We start from the raw sequence: 20,293 nt of genomic DNA on the forward strand, positions 1-20,293 counted from the left end.
CCCGCATGAGCGATTCCCTTGATCTCAGCCTGGATGGCGTAGAACGCCGGTCATTGGCTGACTTCACCGAACAGGCCTACCTCAACTACTCCATGTACGTGATCATGGACCGTGCACTGCCGCATATCGGCGACGGCCTGAAACCGGTACAGCGGCGGATCGTCTACGCCATGAGTGAGCTGGGGCTGGACGCCGACGCCAAGCACAAGAAGTCCGCGCGGACCGTCGGTGACGTGCTCGGTAAATTCCACCCCCACGGCGATTCGGCCTGCTACGAAGCCATGGTGCTGATGGCGCAGCCGTTCAGCTATCGCTACACCCTGGTGGACGGCCAGGGCAACTGGGGTGCGCCGGATGATCCGAAGTCCTTCGCTGCCATGCGTTATACCGAGTCGCGGTTGTCGCGCTATTCCGAAGTGCTGCTCAGCGAACTGGGTCAGGGCACCGCGGACTGGGTGCCGAACTTCGACGGTACCCTCGACGAACCCGCCGTATTGCCGGCACGTTTGCCGAATATCCTCCTCAACGGCACCACCGGCATCGCCGTGGGCATGGCCACCGACGTGCCGCCGCACAACCTGCGGGAAGTGGCCAACGCCTGTGTGCACCTGCTGGATGAGCCCAAGGCCACGGTAGAGGATTTGTGCAAGTTCATTCCCGGCCCGGATTACCCCACCGAAGCGGAGATCATCACCCCGCAGGCCGACCTGCTGAAGATCTATGAAACCGGTCGTGGCTCGGTACGCATGCGCGCGGTCTATCGCATCGAAGACGGCGATATCGTGGTGCATGCCCTGCCGCATCAGGTCTCCGGGGCCAAGGTGCTGGAACAGATCGCCGCGCAGATGCAGGCCAAGAAGCTGCCGATGGTCGCCGACCTGCGGGACGAATCCGATCACGAGCATCCCTGCCGGATCGTGATCATCCCGCGCTCCAACCGCATCGACCTCGACGAGCTGATGCAGCATCTGTTCGCCACCACCGACCTGGAGTCCAGCTACCGGGTCAACATCAATATCATCGGCCTGGACGGCAAGCCGCAGTTGAAGAACCTGCGCACCTTGCTGGTGGAATGGCTGGAATTCCGGGTCAACACCGTCCGTCGCCGCCTGAAGTTCCGCCTGGACAAGGTCGAGAAGCGCCTGCACCTGTTGGACGGCTTGCTGATCGCCTACCTCAACCTGGATGAAGTGATCCATATCATCCGTACCGAGGAACACCCGCGGGCCAGGCTGATCGAGCGTTTCGCCCTCAGCGAGATCCAGGCGGACTACATCCTCGATACCCGCCTGCGTCAGTTGGCGCGGCTGGAAGAGATGAAGTTGCGCTCCGAGCAGGATGAACTGCTCAAGGAGCAGGCCAAGCTGCAAGCGCTGCTGGCCAGCGAGACCAAGCTGAAGAAACTGGTGCGTACCGAGCTGCTCGCCGATGCGCAAACCTATGGCGATGACCGTCGTTCGCCGATCGTTTCCCGTGCCGAGGCCAAGGCGCTGTCGGAAAACGAATTGATGCCCACCGAGCCGGTAACAGTCGTTTTGTCGGAAAAAGGTTGGGTTCGCTGTGCAAAAGGCCATGATATTGACGCCACTGGACTGTCTTACAAGGCCGGTGATGGCTTCAAGACCTCGGCAGCGGGGCGTTCCAACCAGTTTGCGGTGTTTGTCGACTCCACCGGGCGCAGTTATTCGGTGGCGGCCCACACGTTGCCGTCGGCGCGTGGCCAGGGCGAACCGCTGACCGGTCGCCTGACGCCGCCGCCGGGTGCGAGCTTCGAATGTGTGCTGTTGCCGGAAGACGAGGCCTTGTATGTCATCGCTTCCGATGCCGGGTATGGTTTCGTGGTCAAGGGTGAGGACCTGCAGGCCAAGAACAAGGCGGGCAAGACCCTGCTGAGTCTGCCCAACGGTTCCAAGGTGATGCCGCCCAAGCCGGTGACCGACCGCGAGCAGAACTGGCTGGCGGCGGTGACCACCGAGGGTCGCCTGCTGATCTTCAAGATCAGCGACCTGCCGCAACTGGGCAAGGGCAAGGGCAACAAGATCATCGGTATTCCCGGTGAGCGGGTCGCCAGCCGGGAAGAGTACGTCACCGACCTGGCGGTGATCCCGGATGGCGCGACGCTGGTGCTGCAGGCCGGCAAACGTACCTTGTCGCTCAAGGCCGATGACCTGGAGCACTACAAGGGCGAGCGTGGGCGGCGTGGCAATAAACTGCCGCGGGGCTTCCAGCGGGTCGATGCGTTATTGGTAGAAGCTGGCAATTAAGCCGGTTTAGAGCGTTTGTCCTAGCTTTTTAGCGCAGGATCGACGCTGCAACACTGGAGTCATGGCGCATATTCACGGATGATATGCGCCTCTTGGGTGCCCGCGTGGCGGAGTGCCCAAACGAATTTTCTGGATCAGACTGTGGCATGCCTTGTGGTGGCCACCTGGATGGGATGATGACTGTTCTGCGCCTTCCTCTTATGTTGCTGCTCACCGGTGTGCTCGGTTTGGCCGGCTGCAGCGTTCACCAACCGGTTTCTTTGTATCAATTGGACAGTGGCACGCCGGGCCAACCTCAACAAAGCGCGGGCATGTCCGTGGTCCTGGGACCTGTGTCCCTGGCCGATTACCTGCAACGCGAAACCCTGTTGCAACGCCAGCCGGATGGCAGCCTGACGGCGGCGACCGATGGCCGCTGGGCTGGCAGCCTGTCTTCGGACATCAATCAACTGCTGGTCCGGCAACTGGCCTGGCGCCTGGACAGCCAGCGCGTGGTGCTGTCGCCGGCGACTCCGGGCACGACGCCGGATGTGCAGGTATTGCTGTCGATCACCCGCCTGGACTCCGGTGCCAAGCAGCCGGCGATCCTGGACGCGCAATGGCGTTTGCTCGATCGTCGTGGGCAGGTGCGCGACAACCGTATCGTCCACCTCGAGCAGCAGCATGCCGGCACCTCGGCAGCGCAGGTCCAGGCTCAGGGCGAGCTGTTGCAGCGCCTGGCCGAACAGATGAGCGTGGCACTCAAGCCGCTGGCCAATCAGCCGCCATTGGTGGAAGTGCGCAAGCCGGCGGCGGCGCCGGCTCCGGTCAAACAGGCCGAGCCGGAGAAACCGAAGATTCCGATGGCTTCGCCGATCCGTACGGACATGGAAGTGTTTCGTTTCTGAGGCCTGTATTCGAGACAACAAAAAGCCCGCGTCGAAGCGGGCTTTTTGTTGTCCTGCATTGACCGGGGGCCGGTTACTTGCCGCTGTTCTCGTGCATCCGCGCCAGTTGCCGTTCGAGCATCGACGGGTAGGGTTCCATCAGGCGTTCCACGCAGCAGGCGCCTTCAGGGCTGGCAATCGGACGGATACGGGCGCGCTGGCGGATCAGCGCATCGTCGCTGATCTGTCGCTCCACCAGCAGCAGGTTGCGGCTGTGCTGCGACAGCGCCAGGGCATCCTGGGCGGTTTCGGTCAGCAGCAGGTCGATCTGGCTCATGCCGAACAGCTCGTCACCCAGGGTCAGGCCCAGTTGCAGTTGCAGGGTGATGCCGCTGTCGGCGACTTCGATCTGCAACTGGTGGCCCAGCGCCCTGAGCAATTCGCCGCAGCAGATGGCGTTGGTCAGGTAGTCGTCGCCACTGTCCTCGGTATGGAACAGCATCAGCGTGCTGCCGTCGTTCAAGGTGTGCAGTTCGCTCTGGTACAGCGAGGCGGCCTGGTCCAGGCAGTCGCGATACCGTTCCAGCAGTTCGGTCAGGCGGGCCCGGGGCAGGCGACGCAACTGATCCTGGGCGCCCAGCTGGACCGCGAGCACGGCACTGTGCTGGGGCTGCGCAGGCACCACCGGCGCTGGTCTTGGCGCCACGGCGGTGGCGCTGCGCGGGGTTTCCCGCAGGTCGGCGAACGGGTCTTCCTCGTCCAGGTCGAGATCGTCTTCGGCGGTGCTGACGATATGCCGCGGCGCCGGCTTGGGCGTCGGGACTGCCGCGCTTTCGTCGAAGCTGGGGTCACGCAGGTTGCGCACCTGGAAGCTCGGCTCGGCGGGCTCTTCCTCGTAGTCGGTCTCGTCGTAGTCGATTTCCGGCTCGGGCTCGGGTTCCGGCTTGACCGGGGCAAAGCGCGAATGCAACTGGCGGGCGAGGTCGCCGATTTCGTCCTGGCGCTGGGTGGCCGGGGTGTGCTCGTCCATGTCCCGCAACCAGACCCGCAGTTGCAGCAACGGCGTGGAGATATGCCGTCCCAGACGCAGGCTCAAGGCCAGGGCCAATGCCAGCAGGATCGCACTGAGAATGCCCATGCTTTGCAGGCTGATGGTCATCGGCTGCTGGAACTGGGCCATGTCCAGGCTGATCCGCAGGTTGCCGGCGGTCACGTCCTGGAAAGTGATCTTGGTCTGGTAGACCCCTTCGGTTTCCCCCAGCAGGCCGCTTTTCGGACGCTGGCCGGCCTCGGCGAGGATCCGGTTGTCGACGCTGTAGATCGCCGCGTGGGCCACCAACGGGTTTTTCGTCAGGTTGTTGAGCAGCACGTTGAGGCTGAGGATGTCGTTGGACACCAGCAACTCGGTCGCGGACGTGGCGGTCTGGGTGGTCAGGCTCTGGCCAAGGGCATCGGCCTGCTGATGCATGGCTTCCTTGAACTGCAATCCCATCACGCAGGCGTAGATGACCAGCGCCAGCGCGACGAGAATCACGTTGTGGCTGGCGATACGCAATGCAAGCGGTACACGGCGGTGACGCAATGCCCGGAAGATCAGCAGGAAGAAGTTATCGGTTTTGACTGGCGTGGGCCGGTTCACTGAGCGCGGCTCTTTTGTCCGTGAAGTTGACGCGCAGTATAGCGAGAGGCCCTAGACCGGCAAAGCGCTGGCGGTGCCGATGGTCACTGAAAGTGAGTAGAATGCGACTTTTTTAACGAACGGGGGTGCGCTTTGCGCGAAATCGTCCTGATTAACATCACCGGTGAGGACCGTCCGGGTCTCACCGCGGCCATTACCGGCGTGCTGGCACAAGGTGGTGTGAACATTCTCGACATCGGTCAGGCGGTTATCCACGACACCCTGTCGTTTGGCATCCTGGTTGAAATCCCGAGCACCGAGCAGGCCTCGTCGGTGCTCAAGGATATTCTGTTCACCGCCTACAAGCTCGACCAGCAGGTCCGCTTCACCCCGGTGTCGGAAGCCGATTACCAGCATTGGGTCGACGGCCAGGGCAAGAAGCGCCATATCGTCACCCTGCTGACCCGCAAGGTCACGGCCGAGCAGTTGCAGCGGGTGAGTTCGATCACCGCGCAGTACGGCCTGAACATCGATCATATCGACCGCCTGTCGGGGCGCATGCCGCTGGACACCCCGGTCGACCAGGGCAAGGGTTGCATCGAGTTCTCGGTCCGCGGCGAACCGGCCGATCCGCAGGCGCTGCGTGCCGAGTTCCTCAGCGTGGCCCAGGAACTGAACGTCGATATCGCCTTCCAGGAAGACTCGCTGTTCCGGCGCAATCGGCGCCTGGCGGTGTTCGACATGGACTCGACACTGATCGAGGCCGAAGTCATCGACGAACTGGCCAAGGCGGCTGGCGTCGGCGAGCAGGTGTCGGCGATCACCGAGCGGGCGATGGCCGGTGAACTGGACTTCCGCGCCAGCTTCAAGGAGCGCCTGGCGTTGCTCAAGGGGCTGGACGTCAGCGTGCTGGATTCGATCGGCGCCTCGCTGCGCCTGACCGAAGGGGCCGAGACCCTGTTCGCCGAGTTGAAGCGCCTGGGCTACAAGACCGCGATCCTGTCGGGCGGCTTTACCTATTTCGCCCGGCAGTTGCAGGCGAAGCTGGGCATCGACTACGTGTTTGCCAACGAACTGGAAGTGGTCGACGGCAAGTGCACCGGTGTCGCCATCGAGCCGATCGTCGACGCCCAGCGCAAGGCTGACCTGCTGCGCGAACTGGCCCACAAGGAAGGCTTGCGCCTGGAGCAGACCATCGCCGTCGGCGACGGCGCCAACGACCTGCCGATGCTGGCGATTGCCGGGTTGGGCGTGGCGTTCCGCGCCAAGCCGCTGGTCAGGCAGTCGGCCAAGCAGGCGATTTCCACCCTGGGACTGGATGGCGTCCTGTACCTGCTGGGGTTCCGCGATCGCGAAGGGCAGAACTGAGGAAGGGCACCGGCTTGCCGGCGATGAGCGTTTAGAGTCTTGTGGTGTCCGTCCGGACGCCATCGCTGGCAAGCCAGCTCCTATAAGGGGTTGGCTTGGCTCCTACAGGGTTTTCCATAGCGAGCCGAAATCTTCTTCGTGTCCCGCCGCGCCACCCGCGGCCGATTCGCTCTTGATCGCTACCGGCTGCTCGAACAACCGATATTCGAACTGATTGAAGCTGCCGGTGCTGGCCAGGCGTTTGTTCAGCCCGCCGCGGCGTTCGTCGCCATTGGTGTTGATCACCACCTTGTGGCCTTCCTGGAAGGGCAGGCGCGGTGCCAGCAGCGTGGCGGGCACCCCGATGGCGCTGATTTCCGGCAACAGCAGGGCGCGCAGGTACTGGCTGCTCTCTTCGCTGCCGCGCACCAGTTGCAGGCCGCAGGGCTGGGCATGGGGTGCGACCAGCTCGATGCCCATCTGCGTGCCGCCGCTGCGGACCTGGCGGATCCAGCGCACCACCGCGACGCTCCAGCCCTGGGCCGTCGAATCCTGGATGCCCACCAGTTCTCCCGCCTGCAACTGGCCGGGGACCTCCCTGGGCCACGCCAGGCAATAGCCGCCGGGACTGTGGTTGATGATCTGCAGGCCGAAGGTCGGGAAGTCCTCGGCGCTGTTGGCGGCCGCCTGGCTGACCTCGGCCTCCGTGGGGTGATACTGGATTTCCTCGTAGGGCAGCAGGGTATCGGCACTGCCGTGGCGCTCGGCGTCGAAGGCGAGCGTCCAGCTGTCCTTTTCCGCGCTGTTGGCCATTTGCGCGGTGAAATGCGCCGCGCGGCTGGCGACCGGGCGCTTGAGGATTTCGCTGAAGGAGCGTTGCCCGCCGAGGTAGTAGTGCAGGGCACTCATGCCGATACACAGCGTCAGTTCGCCTTGTCCCGGCGTGCGCTGGAAGGTCCGCTCGGCCGCTTCGCCCCAGGCCGCGCAAAGGTGTTGCAGGGTGTCCAGGCTGAAGCCGGAGGGCACCAGCAGGCGCGACTGGCCGCGCTGGTCGGCGGGCAGTTCGAGGTAATCCTTCATGGCCGCGACCAGCGGCAGGGTGTTGATGCCCATCAGCCCCGGCAATTGCTCGTCGAGGAACAGCGAGGTGTAGCGCGGTGGCGCATCGGCCGCGGGGGCGATGGCGAAGAGACTCGACGGCAGGCCGGCACTCTGCAGCGTGACCAGCGCGCTCCAGGGCTCGAGGACTTCCGCCAGGCGGGCGATATTGTTCTGGCGCATCTGGTTGCTGCGTGAACAGCCCAGCAGCAGCGCGACGATGTAGGTCTGCTCGATGGTCAGGGACTGGGTCTGGCTCGCCAGTTCATCCCGTACCGGGTTGCCCTGCACCTGATGGACGATGGCCAGCTGGTACAACTGGTGGACTTCGAACCACAGGCTTTCCGGCACGGGGCAATACAGCTGGCTGGCGCGGATCAGCGGACCGTTCAGGCAATGCAGGGCCCGCTGGATGCCGATGGTCATCAGGGCCGTGCGGTCCTTGCTGAAGCGCGAGGCGACGCGCATCGCGATCTGCTTGTAACCGATGGCCAGGTGATTCTGCAGGGCCTGGCAGAGGTTGGCGACCTTGCGCGGGCGCTCATCGAGGACGATGGACTGATTGAGGAAGTGCCGCTCCAGGTGCTTGCAGACGTAATACACCTCGGGGCGCATCAGTTCGAGCAACTGCAGGCGGTTTTCGCTGGGGGTGAGCAACTGGTTGAGTTCGCCCAGGCCCTGATACAGCAGGCGCGCGGTTTCTCCGAGATTGGCTTTCGGCAGTTCGGCGATCCAACGCTTCAGATCGCGCGGTGTTCCATCGCAGAAGGACAAGCTCAACTGCGTGGGCGTTGGCGCGCGCAACAACAGGTGAGGACTCGGATTACTCATGTAGCGGGCCAGCTCCAGCAAAGAAACAACAGGCGCCATCCATGGGCGGGGTGACAAAAAATTGATGGCAATATAATGCCACGACTCTAGCAGCTATACGGAAAGGGCGCAGCCCTGTCGGTCGGATCAGGCTGCGACTCTTTGTCCGGCGGGTGAAGTCTCAGGATAGCCCGCGACTCAGGCTTCCCGGGGCAGGCCCAAACCCTGGCCCATGGTCACCGGTGAACCGGCCACCAGGCCTTCAGCCCATTTTACCTGCTCGGGACCAAACAGCACGATGGCCGTGGAACCCAATTTGAAACGGCCCAACTCGGCGCCTTTTTCCAGGTGGATCGGCGCGCGGGCGGCTTCGTCGTAACGCACGCTCTTCAGCTCGCGCTTGGGCGGCGTCACCAGCCCGGCCCAGACGGTTTCGATCGAGGCGACGATCATCGCCCCGACCAGCACCACGGCCATCGGGCCGCGCTCGGTGTCGAACAGGCAGACCACGCGCTCGTTGCGGGCGAACAGCTCCGGGACGTTTTCGGCGGTGGTCTGGTTGACCGAGAAGATCCGCCCTGGCACGTAGACCATTTCCCGCAGGGTGCCGGCCAGCGGCATGTGCACCCGGTGGTAGTCCTTGGGCGACAGGTAGATCGTCGCGAAGTCACCGCCCATGAACGGCGCGGCGACCGCCGCATCTCCACCCAGCAGTTCGAGGACGCTGTAGCTGTGGCCCTTGGCCTGGAACACGCGGCCATGCTCGATAGGACCGAGCTGGCTGACGGCACCGTCGGCCGGGCAGAGGATTGCCCCCGGCGTCTGGTCCAGGGGGCGTGCGCCTTCTTTCAGGGCGCGGGTGAAGAAGGCATTGAAGTGCTCGTAGGCGGTCAGGTCTTCGACCAGCGCCTGGGACATGTCCACCTGGTAGCGCCTGGCGAACCAGGCGGTGAAGGCATTCTTGAACCAGCGCACGCGGCATTCGGCGATGCAGCCGGCCAGGCGCGACAGCAGGTGATGGGGCAGCAGGTACTGGCTGAGGATGAACAAACGCTTTTTCATCAAGGGTCCTTGGAAATCTCAAATCTCTACGGGGGTGTCGGGGTGGTTGCCCCATTCGCCCCAGGAGCCGGCATAACCTTTGACGCGCGGGTAACCGAGCGCCTTGGCCACCAGGTAGGTGAAGCCGGAGCGGTGATGGGTCTGGCAGTGGGTGATGACTTCTTTGTCCGGGGTGATGCCCAGGCTGTCGAGAATCTCCGGCATGTCCTTGCGGATCCGCAGGCTGCGGGCCTGGTCCATGCCGGCGGTCCATTCGAAATTCACGGCGCCGGGGATATGTCCGCCCTTGGCGGCGAGGACTTTTTCACCGGAGTACTCCAGCGGGCCACGGGCGTCCCAGATCGCCAGGTCGGCGGCGCCCAGGCGCGACTGCAGGTAGTCGCGGGTGGCGGTCGGTTCGTCGTGCAGCGTCAGGGCCACCGGGCCGCCGGCGGCCACCGGGGTCTCGGTGGACACCGGCAGGCTTTCGGCCAGCCATGACAGGAGGCCGCCGTCGAGGTAGTGGTAACGGCCGTGGCCGATGACATCCAGCAGCCAGATAAAGCGTCCGGCCCACCCGCCGCCTTCATCGTCATAGACCACGTAGACCGCATCCGGGTTGTGGCCCAGTTCGCCGAACAGCGCTTCGAGCGCGGCCTTCGGTGGCATCAATCCGGGCGCTGGCGGCTGGCCCAGCTGGGTGCGCTTGGGGTCGACGAAACGCGCGCCGGGAATATGCCCGGTGGCATAGCGGGCGCTGCTGGTCAGGTCCACCAGGATCAGCCCGGGCGTTTCGAGGCGCGGCAGCAGGTCGCTGGGCTCGATCACCAGCGGCAAGCCAGAGAAGTCAGGCATGTGAGGTCTCCTGGACGCAAAAGGGAGGATTGTAGCGCAAGCTTCAGGCGCTGCGGTTGGTAAAGGCTTGCAGCGCTTTCTCGATGCAGTGCGCGGTCTTGCCGAAGGCCTGCACGGTCATTTCCGAGAGCGGCCCGCCTTCCTGGTCGGCCATGATCAGCATGATCACCCGGCCATTGTTGCTCAACGAACGCAGCAGCAAGTGCTCGCCGGGGAACTGGGCCCGCAGGTTGCCGGGCAGGAGAGCGGAGAACTGGGCATTGTTGGCCGGCGTCAGGCGGATCTGCGCCGGCTGGCTCAGCAGGCGCTGCAAGACGGTGCTCTGGGCAACCTGGAAGATCAGGTTGGCGGCTTCCCTGGGCAGGCCGGCGATCTGGTTGACCCGCAATGCGCTATGGCTGCGGTCGGCCATCAGGATCATCACGCGGCGCATGCCGCAGGCCACCAGGGCGTCGCGAGCGACGGTGGTCAGGTGCATGGCATTGGTGAAGCGACCGGGCTCGGCCAGCAGCTGTGCGCAGTGTTTGCGCCAGGTGCCCAGCGCCTCGGCGGTGGGGGCCGGGGCCGGCAGCAGTCCGGCATGCACGCGGCGGACATGCCAGGGCCAGATCAGGGCTTCGGCCGGGTGCCAGAGGTCTTCCATCGAATGCTGGTTGGCACTCTGGGCCGCCTGCTGGTGGATCTGTTGCTGCAACTCATCCATCGGCTGTTGCAGGTAGAGGCTCGACAGCAGTTGCCAGCGCAGGCAGTGCGGGCTGTCCCAGGCCTGTTGCGCGGCCAGGGCCAGGCCGTTGGCCAGCAGCACGGTATTGGCGGGCTGGTTCAGCCAGCGGCGCAGAGCCGGATCGGCATCCAGCCGCTGTTGCTGGTGCAGCCGGTCATCGCTGTCGCGGGCGATATGCAGCACCCTGGCGAGGGTGCGCTGTTCGGTGAGCAGCAGTTGATAACCCTGGGTCACCCACACCGGCAGGCGCCAGACATCGGCCAGCCCCTGGCACAGCTCCAGCAGGCGGATGCCGAACAGTTCCCGTTCGACGGCGGCGGCCGGTTCGTGCTTGTGCAGCACCCGCAGCTCCCAGTTTTCGAGGAGCTTCGGATGGGTCAGTGCCAGAGGCCACAAGGGCGAGAGAAACAGCAGGCTGCCCCAGTGGATGTCCTGCCAGAGTCGCGCCAGGCGCGCGGCGAACAGGCCGTTGGCCTGCTGGCTGGCGTGCTGGCTGATCAACTGCAACTGTCGCAGGGCCACCGGGATTTCTTCCGGTGGTCGCGCCGGCAGGCGTTCGAGCAGTTCTTCGGTGCGCTTGAGGCCCAGGCGATTGATCGCCACCTCGAGGTTCTCGGCCGGCTCGGTCATGCTGCCGTGAGTGTGGTGGTTGGCTTCGCAGATCACGCTCAGCGCCAGCGCGGGGCTGTCCTGCATCAGCTCGGCGATATCGCGCAGCGAGCTGCGGTTGTCGCGGATGGCCCGGCAGACGCGGTCGTGACTGTCCTGGGGGACGGGTAAACGCACGCCTTGCAGCAGCTTGATCCAGCCCTGCAGCGTGTCGGGTTTCTGCGTGGAGACAGTCGTTTCGTTAGCCATATTCGAGCGCGGTCATCATCACTGTTAACAGGCCCGTAAAGGGCTGGGCAGGCGCTGCGCAATCGACCGGAGTTGCTGGCACATGGCCGGTTTTCTGGCTTTTCGCCTGAACTGGCTATAGTCTGGCGCAGATTCGCCGATAAGGAGAAGAAGAGATTTATTAACTTCCGAATATGACCTTGAACCCGACTCAGTAAGTGCTCTCTACCTATGGCTAAAATTATCGGCATCATCGTCGTATTCGCGAGCGTGCTCGGCGGGTACGTGCTTTCCCACGGCAAGATTGCCGCCCTGATCCAGCCCTTCGAGGTGATGATCATCGGTGGCGCGGCCTTCGGTGCGTTCCTGCAGGCCAACCCCGGCTACATGACCATGCACGTGGTCAAGAAATCCCTGGGCATGTTCAGTTCGCGCTTTACCCACACTTTCTATCTCGAGGTGCTGGGCCTGATCTACGAGATCCTCAACAAGAGCCGCCGCGAAGGCATGATGGCGATTGAAGGGGATATCGAAGACGCCGCCGCCAGCCCGATCTTCGCCAAGTACCCGGCCGTGCTCAAAGACGAGCGCATGACCGCCTACATCTGCGATTACCTGCGCATCATGTCCTCCGGCAACATGGCTCCCCATGAGCTGGAAGGCCTGTTCGACATGGAGCTGTTCTCCATGAAGGAAGAGCTGGAGCATCCGGCCCATGCGGTGACCGGCATCGCCGACGCCATGCCCGGCTTCGGTATCGTCGCGGCGGTACTGGGGATCGTGGTGACCATGGCTTCCCTGGGCGAAGGCGACCAGAAGTCCATCGGCCTGCACGTGGGGGCGGCCCTGGTAGGTACCTTCTTCGGTATTCTCGCCGCCTACGGTTTCTTCGGTCCCCTGGCGACTTCCCTGACCCACGACGCCAAGGAAGAGCTGAATATCTACGAAGCGATCAAGGCCTCCCTGGTGGCCTCGGCTTCGGGCATGCCGCCTTCGCTGGCGGTGGAGTTCGGGCGCAAGGTCCTGTATCCGAAGCACCGTCCCAGCTTCGCCGAGCTGGAACAAGCGGTTCGCGGTCGCTGAGTCATGGAAAACAATCAGCCGATCATTATCAAGCGCGTCAAGCGCTTTGCCGGCGGGCATCATGGTGGCGCCTGGAAAATCGCCTTCGCCGACTTCGCGACGGCGATGATGGCGTTCTTCCTGGTGCTGTGGTTGCTGTCTACGGCGACCCCGGAACAGAAGATCGCCATCGCCGGCTATTTCAAGGACCCGATCGGCTTCTCCGAGAGCGGCACGCCCTACATCATCGACCTGGGCGGTTCGCCGGTGCTGGCGCCGGACAAGACCCTCAATCCGGAAGTCAAATCCCAGCCGCAACCGGACAAGGTCACGGTCGACACCGACCAGGTCGAGAGCATGGCCGAACAGGTCGAGAAAGAGCGCCTGGAGTTGCTGCTGCAGGAGTTGCACAAGAAGGTCGACGAGAGCCCTGAGCTGCAGAAGTTCAAGGATCAGATCCAGTTCGAGATCACCCCGGACGGCCTGCGTATCCAGATCATGGACGCGGAAAACCGGCCGATGTTCGACTCCGGCAGTGCGCGCCTGAAGCCTTACTTCGAAGACATCCTGCTGGCCATGGCCGACACCATCAAGGCGGTGCCGAACAAGATCAGTATCAGCGGTCATACCGATGCCAAGCCGTACGCAGGCTCCGGTGACTTCGGTAACTGGGAACTGTCGGCCAACCGCGCCAACGCGGCCCGTCGGGCACTGGTGGCGGGGACCTATCCGGACACGCAAGTGGCGCGGGTGGTGGGTTATGCTTCGTCGTCGCTGTTCGACAAAGCCAACCCGTTCAACCCGGTCAACCGTCGCATCGATATCGTCGTGCTGACCAAGAAGGCGCAGAAGGCCATCGAGGGCGAACAGGGTGCCGATGACGACAAGCCCGCCCCGGTCCCGACTCCGGGCCAGGGCGCGCCGGGCGAAGTGCCGGCCGACCCGAATGCGTTGCCGGCGGACAAGCAGCCGCTGCCCGCCCATGAGGTGCGACAGCGCTTGAACATCTTCGAGGACGGTGTCTTGAAGATGGACGAACCGGGCAAGCCGAAGACCGGCTCATGAGCCGATAAACAACAAGGCCGCGATTATCGCGGCCTTGTTGTTTGGGTGGTGTTTCAGTCATTTGGGGCGACAGAGGTCAATAGCTGTCCTGCGGCAGGCTGGCGATGATCGAGCGGTAGCTGTTCATCCGCTGTTGCTGCACGCGGCCGTCTTCCAGGGCCTTGAGCAGCGCGCAGCCGGGCTCGCGATCATGCTTGCAGTCGCGGAAGCGGCAGGTGCCGATCAGGTCGTTGAACTCGATAAAACCCGCCTCGACGTCGGCACGGCTGACGTGTCCCAGGCCGAATTCGCGGATCCCCGGGGAGTCGATCAGTTCACCGCCGCCGGGGAAGTGGAACAGCCGCGCGGTGGTGGTGGTATGGGTGCCCTGACCGGACAGTTCGGAGAGCGGGCCGACGCGGGTGTCCACTTCGGGCAGCAGGCTGTTGACCAGCGAGGACTTGCCGACCCCGGACTGGCCGACAAACACGCTGATGCGCCCGTCCAGTTGTTGTTGCAACTGCTCCATGCCGTTGCCGTGATGGGCCGAGACTTCCAGCACCGGATAACCCAGCGTGCGATACACCGCCAGCAGTGCGTTCAGGGCCGGGGCATTCTGCTCGTCGATCAGGTCGAACTTGTTCAGCAGCAGCAACGGCCGGATGCCAGCATGCTCGGCCGCCACCAGGTAGCGGTCGATCAGGTTGGCATGGGGTTCGGGCAGCGGTGCGAAGACGATCACGATCATGTCGACGTTGGCGGCCACCGGCTTGAGCTGGCCACGGCTGTCCGGGCGCTTCAGTTCGGTGGTGCGCGGCAGTTGCGCGACGATCACGCCAATACCCTGGTTGCCGGCACGCCAGACCACCCGGTCGCCGGTCACCAGCGCCGGCAGGTTGGCCCGCAGATGGCAGCGGAATACCTGGCCCTTGAGCTCGCCTTCCAGTGCCTCGACTTCGACCTGCACGCCGAAGTGGGCGATCACCAGGCCCGTCTGCTCGGCGCCCAGGTCGCCGCCTTCCAGTGCCTCGACGGCCTGGGATTCGCGTTTGGCGGCGCGTGCGGCGCGTTCGCCCTGGATCTTTTCGATGCGCCAGTTCTGGCGGCGGTTGAGCTGGCGTTTGGCCATGGGTGTTCCGTGTCGTTGAATCGGCGGGGAGGGGCAAGCGGTCGCGAGTTTAGCACGCCCGGCAAGCGCGGCCTGCGCTAAACTGTGCGGCTACGCCGAGGAGCCAACCCATGCAAAACCCACAGAATCTGATCTGGATTGACCTGGAGATGACCGGCCTGAACCCGGACACCGACGTCATCATCGAAATGGCGACCATCGTCACCGACAGCAACCTCAACACCCTGGCCGAAGGCCCGGTGATCGCGATCCATCACAGCGATGAAGTGCTGGCCGGCATGGACGAGTGGAACACCCGTCAGCACGGCGGTTCGGGCCTGACCCAGCGCGTGCGCGAGAGCCGCATCAGCATGGCCGAGGCCGAGGCGCAGACCATCGCCTTCCTGGAACAGTGGGTGCCCAGGGGCAAGTCGCCGATCTGCGGCAACAGTATCTGCCAGGATCGCCGCTTTCTCGCCCGCCATATGAAGGCACTGGAAAACTATTTCCACTACCGCAACCTGGACGTGTCGACCCTCAAGGAACTGGCCGCGCGCTGGGCGCCGCACGTGCGTGACAGTTTCCAGAAGGGCAGCACGCACCTGGCGCTGGACGATATCCGTGAGTCGATCGCCGAGCTGCAGCACTACCGCAAGCATTTCATCAAGTTCTGATCCGCAGCGGTGCCTGCCGCGCTGCGCTCTTTTGGGGCGCGGCGCAAGTCAGTAGACTGCGGGCCTTCTCCTGCCCGGATCGCCATCATGCTGCTGATGCTCTACCTCGTCGCCATTACCGCTGAAGCCATGACCGGCGCATTGTCTGCCGGACGGCGTGGCATGGACTGGTTCGGCGTGGTGCTGATCGCCTGCGTCACCGCGCTTGGCGGCGGTTCGGTGCGCGACGTCCTGCTGGGGCATTACCCGCTGACCTGGGTCAAGCATCCGGAGTACCTGGTACTGACTTCGGTCGCGGCCCTGGTGACGGTGTTCATCGCGCCGCTGATGCGTCACTTGCGCTCGCTGTTCCTGGTGCTCGACGCCCTGGGCCTGGTGGCCTTCACCCTGATCGGGTGCATGACCGCCCTGGAAATGGGCCAGGGCATGATGGTGGCTTCGGTCAGCGGAGTGATCACCGGGGTGTTTGGCGGGGTGCTGCGGGATATCTTCTGCAACGATATTCCCCTGGTCTTTCGCCGCGAGCTCTATGCCAGCGTCTCGTTCGCCGCCGCCTGGTGTTTCCTCGGTTGTACTTATTGGCAACTGCCCAATGAACAGGCGATTCTGATCACGCTTTTTGGTGGCTTTCTGCTACGCCTGTTGGCAATTCGCTTTCACTGGGAAATGCCGAAGTTCGTCTATAACGACGAAGCCTAGTGGGCCTATATATCTATAGTTTGAAACCTTATTGTTGATCCGATCGGACAGGGTCCGATCAACAAATTGCGTTTTTCTTTTGAAAAGGACAACGAGTAGCCTTGTGACTCATAAGTAGTAATAAGGATATTACGATGTCTGAGTCTTTTCTGTCCGCTTGTCTCCCTCCGTGCCTGATCGGGCGGGATGGGGTTCTTGTATGAACAGACTGTTGTTCGATTATGGCTCGAATCGCTACGAAATATCGGGTGACGCATTGAGCCAGGATGACCTGGCGTACCTCGCTGAAACTCAACGTGTCCTGGAAAAATATAAAGTCTGTTTTCCCGAGCTGTATCTGCAAGGCAAGGAAATACATGCCACGCAAGGTGGCAAGAGCTATCTCCTGGGAACAATCCATACCCAGGGAGCGGATGAACAACGAATTATCTATCCCTGCTTTCGGGAAGAGTTCGTATTTGATTTTCTTCGCGATATGTCGTCCTTTTCTTTGTGGCGTGACCTGGATGGCGAGTTGGCGGCTTCTTACCCTCTGCTCAAGTCGGCGTTGATAAGGGAGGGGGTTGCCGAAGAGCATCGGATCAACTGGGTATTGACCCGGGACTTTATCGCGATGGTCACTCCGGCGGGCGAGAACTCCAGCGTTAAAAAACAAGAGCTGGATTTTTTGAACGGGCTGCTTTCTCTCCAGCAGGTCGGGGCCGCACAGGCGAAGATGCGACGCTTGCAAGGTGTGAACCTGGCGAATCCGCCGGCAACGGATAGCGCATCGGGTCCGGGAAGTCGTCGCAAGCGTGCCATTGAGCACACATTGAATCTGCTGGTGGGTGACGATGTTGCCGATGTCAGACTCTATCAGGTGGTCGCGGCGCAAAGTCCGGATTCCGCTGCCAGTATGCGTCTTGTTTCGAAGTACTACACACAATGGAAAGGGCGTATCAATACCCGGCAGGAATTTGCCAATTTCCTCCTGGCGATCAATCTCGGCTCAATGCCACCTTCGCTGTTTACCGGGTTCCATCAATTAGGCGCCTTGAGACAGCGACGCGTGACACAGGTCCTGCTCACGCTACCCAACGAAGGCTCTCCGGAGTGGCGGAGGATGCTGCTCAATATTCATGGCGAGTTCGATCAGTTCAGGCAGCGGGCGCTGGGTCGCATACTCAAGCCGGGGGGCCGCAGTTACCTCGAGTTGGGGGCCGACTATTCAATCAGCAATAACGACCTGGTCATAAAATATTCCGCGGCGGCGGCGCCAGGTGTCGAATTTGACGGAGTCGTCAATGTCATCGCCCACGGTCAGGATATAGAGCGACGCGTGTCCGGTTATCCGGAAAAGGTTGCGGGCTGGCTGCACGACAACCTGCTCGCCAATTATGGCGCGACAGGGTTCAGGAAATTGAAGGTGATCAATTTTCAGTCCTGCCATATTCCTGATGTGCTGGCGAAGCACATTACCTGTCTTTTCCTGGAAAGGTCGTCGGTGTTTTTTGAACCGGATCGAATTCCCAATTTACTGATCATCTCCAGTCCGCGATCGCCGCTGGTATTGACGTCGCAGCTGCTACTCGGTCGTGCCCTGTCGAGTCTGTGGCAGGAGCAGCACTTTGTTTTTCCCGGGCATGTGCTCAAGGCGTTCAGGCACCTGATCGATAACTCTTCGGGTATTCAGGTGGCGATCAGCGAGAATTTTCACTGGTCTTCTACCTTTACCGATCCGAACTATCTTTCATTCGCGGATTACCTGAGAAGCACACAGGTTTTACAGGCGGATCGACTGTTTACGGAAACGCCCGGTATTCCTTATGTCGATAAGACCACGTTCGACTCTATCAACCGCGTCACACGCGCGGTGCTCGATCTGCGCAGGTCGGGAGTGGAGCAGTGTGCCCAACTGATCGTTGATCGGTTTCCCGGGGCGGTCGGCGATGTCCAGAGGCTGGTGTCGGTTGCCTCCATCGCCGAAGGGCCGGATATGCTGCCAGTCGGCGAAGTCGATACCGTGCGCAAAGTGATAGGTTTTCTGGCGCAATTGAAGTCGGCAGCGGACCGTCGGGATTTTCTCGGCGGTTATCAGATTTACCATGCGACGAAAATAAAAATCCTGATTGATCCCTATGATCCCCATGGGCCTGCAAAGATCAGGCACTTCACCGACCTGATCTTCATATTGTGCGGTTCCAGGATGCCTGGCACCGAAGAGCGCTATGAGGCCGCCTATAAAAAGCTCTTTCTGCTGGAGAAGGAGGAGTATCGGGCGATGACCGGCATCGATATCGATTTCGCCGCCCGGCAGTTTTTCAAGAATTATCCGTATATACAGTTCGCTCCGAGCGAGTTTCATTCCTTTCAAGCACCCAGCCCTCAGCCGGACATGGTGACCGTGGACACCGGCCTGCTGCGGGGGCTGCAGGGCAGCGAACAGTTGGGGATGCCCACACGGGAACTGCGGCGATTGCTGGACGCCGGGGACGAAATAAATACCCTGTCGGCCATGGAGCGGCTGGAAAGCAGCCTGGACAAGAAGAAGCCATTTCTCAACGACTCGCGTTCGCTGAGAAGCCTGCAAGAGACCCGGGAAAATCTCGAGCGCGCCAGGACCCGTCTCGAGAAAAAGCAGTTGTCACCCATCGCCCTGAAAGCCACTGCGCGCTTGGCCGCCGGCTCCAGTCGCCTGCTCGGGGCATTCGGGGTCTTCGCGGACTTCCGCACCCAGCCCTTCCACCTCGACTTTTCCTCGGTCAGGTCGGGGCTGTTCAGCACCAGCGATTCGCTGGCGGTGGTCAAGGGGGTCTTCGATTTCAGCTCCGATATCGGCCCGGCACTGGCCTTGCGCCTGGCCTCCAGCGCGTCGCGGGCACTCTGGCAACCGCGGCTGGACCAGCTGTTCTTCAAGATGAACAAGGTGCTGCTGCCCCTCGATGTGCTGTTCACGGCGGTCAGCCTGTATCGCAACGTCGAAGGCGCACGGTTGGCCAGGAGCGTCGAGGAACAGGCGCTGTATATCACCATGACGGTGATCGATGGCGCCTCGTTCGGTCTGGGCCTGGCGGGCTTTATCCTGATCGGTGTGCCCGGGGTCGGGGTCGCGCTGATTCTGGTGGGGATGGCCCTGGCCGTGGTGAACATCCTGCTGAACGCCATTGTCAGCCTCTCGCAACTGGAGAACTATCGCTGGGATGAAAAGGTTGGCCTGTTCTTCGGCAACCTGTTCGGGGCTTCGGCACTGCACGGCATTCTCACCCAGCAGCAGATGCGCCAGGCGGCGGATCAACTGTTCACCGGGGTGAGCGAAGAGAGTATCGATCTGTTGCTGACGCCGATGATCAATGACGCCGACGACAGCGACCAGACCAATCCGCTCAAGGACATCGGTTCGATCAGCCAGGGTTCCAGCCTGCGCCAGCAGCCCAAGGGCTATACCTTGTCGCCGCTGGGGCTGACCCCGGACGACCTGCAGACCTGGACGGATGCGAAGGACCAGGACAAGACCGGGCAGGTCCACAAGGGCTGGTACCTGCGTCGCCGGGAGCGCCCGCGCAAGCTGATGGTGACGATGCCGTCCACGCCGAACACACGGCGGGAGCTGCTGGATTTCGGTGCGATCCCGACCATCCTGCTGTTCGGTGCCACGCCCCACCTGTTGCTGGAGGCCAATCCCTTTGGCTGGGCGGCGGGAGAGTCACCCCAGGAGCGGGCGCTGAACCGCTACCAGGTCAGGTTGCACCGTGCGACGCCCTACACCCTGCAGTTCAAGAAAAGCGTGCTGAGCTCAAAGGACTTCGACTCGAACTTCGGCAGTCGGACGGAACTGCTCGTTCCGCCGGGGGATTTCCCGACGCTGCCGCAAGTGAGCCTGGACCTGTCCGGGCAGGACCGCGAGACCCTGGCGGAGCTGGACTTGTCCCGCTCGTCGCTGGAGATCGTCAAGTTCAAGGGCAAGAGCACCTTCCGGCTCGACCTGGTCAGTGCCGATGACCAGGCCGCCTGCGCGCTGGAGCAGGTGGTGCGCACGGTTCAACTGCCGGCGCATATCTCGTTCAAGAGCGGCGAGACGCACCCGGTGATGGCGGTGGTGGGGGAAAGTTCGCGGATCACGCTGAGGCATTCGACGGGGCATTCCCTGCTGTTGCTGAAGCCGCAGGTGCGTCGTTGCGATATCGAGCTGCACGCCCCGGTCAGTGGGTTTGCAGTTTCCATCTAGATGCAAGCCTGACGTTATAAATAAAGTTCAAGCACTTTAAGG

Annotated in this window: 14 protein-coding genes; 8 read left to right on the forward strand and 6 right to left on the reverse strand. The window is 62.5% G+C overall.

What is annotated here, in order from left to right; all coding sequences use genetic code 11:
* Positions 1-5: 5 nt before the first annotated feature.
* Both parC and KI243_RS02605 read left to right on the forward strand, forming a co-directional pair.
* Positions 6-2,264, forward strand: a complete 2,259-nt coding sequence (parC, locus tag KI243_RS02600) for a DNA topoisomerase IV subunit A (protein WP_212810416.1) — start codon at positions 6-8, stop codon at positions 2,262-2,264.
* A 200-nt stretch (positions 2,265-2,464) separates the two neighbouring features.
* Positions 2,465-3,151, forward strand: a complete 687-nt coding sequence (locus KI243_RS02605; protein WP_017125090.1) for a PqiC family protein — start codon at positions 2,465-2,467, stop codon at positions 3,149-3,151.
* 73 nt (positions 3,152-3,224) lie between these two features.
* Here the strand turns inward: KI243_RS02605 and KI243_RS02610 are convergent, their stop codons facing one another.
* Entirely contained in the window at positions 3,225-4,769 is a 1,545-nt protein-coding gene (locus KI243_RS02610; protein ID WP_177083388.1) for an AhpA/YtjB family protein, read from the reverse strand.
* Between the two features lie 132 nt (positions 4,770-4,901).
* Here KI243_RS02610 and serB point away from each other — a divergent pair, with 132 nt between their 5' ends.
* Entirely contained in the window at positions 4,902-6,116 is a 1,215-nt protein-coding gene (gene serB / locus KI243_RS02615) for a phosphoserine phosphatase SerB (RefSeq protein WP_017125088.1), read from the forward strand.
* A 102-nt stretch (positions 6,117-6,218) separates the two neighbouring features.
* Here serB and KI243_RS02620 read toward each other — a convergent pair whose 3' ends face one another.
* From KI243_RS02620 to KI243_RS02635, 4 genes are all read right to left on the reverse strand, one after another.
* On the reverse strand, positions 6,219-8,024 hold the full coding sequence (locus KI243_RS02620) for a molecular chaperone (protein ID WP_212810417.1): 1,806 nt from the start codon (positions 8,022-8,024) through the stop codon (positions 6,219-6,221).
* A gap of 177 nt (positions 8,025-8,201) precedes the next feature.
* The gene (asd, locus tag KI243_RS02625; RefSeq protein ID WP_177083385.1) at positions 8,202-9,065 is read right to left on the reverse strand and encodes an archaetidylserine decarboxylase; all 864 of its coding nucleotides are present in this window, start codon (positions 9,063-9,065) and stop codon (positions 8,202-8,204) included.
* Between the two features lie 18 nt (positions 9,066-9,083).
* Positions 9,084-9,899: a rhodanese-like domain-containing protein gene (locus KI243_RS02630; RefSeq protein WP_212810418.1), complete on the reverse strand. Its 816-nt coding sequence runs from the start codon at positions 9,897-9,899 to the stop codon at positions 9,084-9,086.
* Between the two features lie 43 nt (positions 9,900-9,942).
* Positions 9,943-11,481 (reverse strand): HDOD domain-containing protein, encoded by a 1,539-nt coding sequence (locus KI243_RS02635; RefSeq protein ID WP_212810419.1) that lies wholly within the window; start codon positions 11,479-11,481, stop codon positions 9,943-9,945.
* Between the two features lie 210 nt (positions 11,482-11,691).
* Here KI243_RS02635 and motA point away from each other — a divergent pair, with 210 nt between their 5' ends.
* Together motA and motB are read left to right on the forward strand one after the other, a co-directional pair.
* Positions 11,692-12,543 (forward strand): flagellar motor stator protein MotA, encoded by an 852-nt coding sequence (gene motA / locus KI243_RS02640; RefSeq protein WP_017125084.1) that lies wholly within the window; start codon positions 11,692-11,694, stop codon positions 12,541-12,543.
* A 3-nt stretch (positions 12,544-12,546) separates the two neighbouring features.
* Complete coding sequence (gene motB, locus KI243_RS02645) at positions 12,547-13,587, forward strand: flagellar motor protein MotB (protein ID WP_017125083.1); 1,041 nt, start codon at positions 12,547-12,549, stop codon at positions 13,585-13,587.
* A 76-nt stretch (positions 13,588-13,663) separates the two neighbouring features.
* Here motB and rsgA read toward each other — a convergent pair whose 3' ends face one another.
* Positions 13,664-14,695 carry a small ribosomal subunit biogenesis GTPase RsgA gene (gene rsgA / locus KI243_RS02650; RefSeq protein ID WP_017125082.1) on the reverse strand — a complete coding sequence of 344 codons (1,032 nt, stop codon included), beginning with the start codon at positions 14,693-14,695 and terminating at the stop codon, positions 13,664-13,666.
* Between the two features lie 110 nt (positions 14,696-14,805).
* On the opposite strand from rsgA, the gene orn reads away from it, so the two are divergent.
* From orn to KI243_RS02665, 3 genes are all read left to right on the forward strand, one after another.
* Entirely contained in the window at positions 14,806-15,348 is a 543-nt protein-coding gene (gene orn, locus KI243_RS02655) for an oligoribonuclease (protein WP_212810420.1), read from the forward strand.
* Between the two features lie 84 nt (positions 15,349-15,432).
* Complete coding sequence (locus KI243_RS02660) at positions 15,433-16,047, forward strand: trimeric intracellular cation channel family protein (protein ID WP_177083818.1); 615 nt, start codon at positions 15,433-15,435, stop codon at positions 16,045-16,047.
* Between the two features lie 169 nt (positions 16,048-16,216).
* A complete protein-coding gene (locus KI243_RS02665) occupies positions 16,217-20,251 on the forward strand; it encodes a hypothetical protein (RefSeq protein WP_244861806.1) in 4,035 nt (1,344 codons plus the stop codon).
* Positions 20,252-20,293: the final 42 nt, after the last annotated feature.

Source organism: Pseudomonas sp. Ost2, assembly GCF_018326065.1.
Classification (GTDB): domain Bacteria; phylum Pseudomonadota; class Gammaproteobacteria; order Pseudomonadales; family Pseudomonadaceae; genus Aquipseudomonas; species Aquipseudomonas gingeri.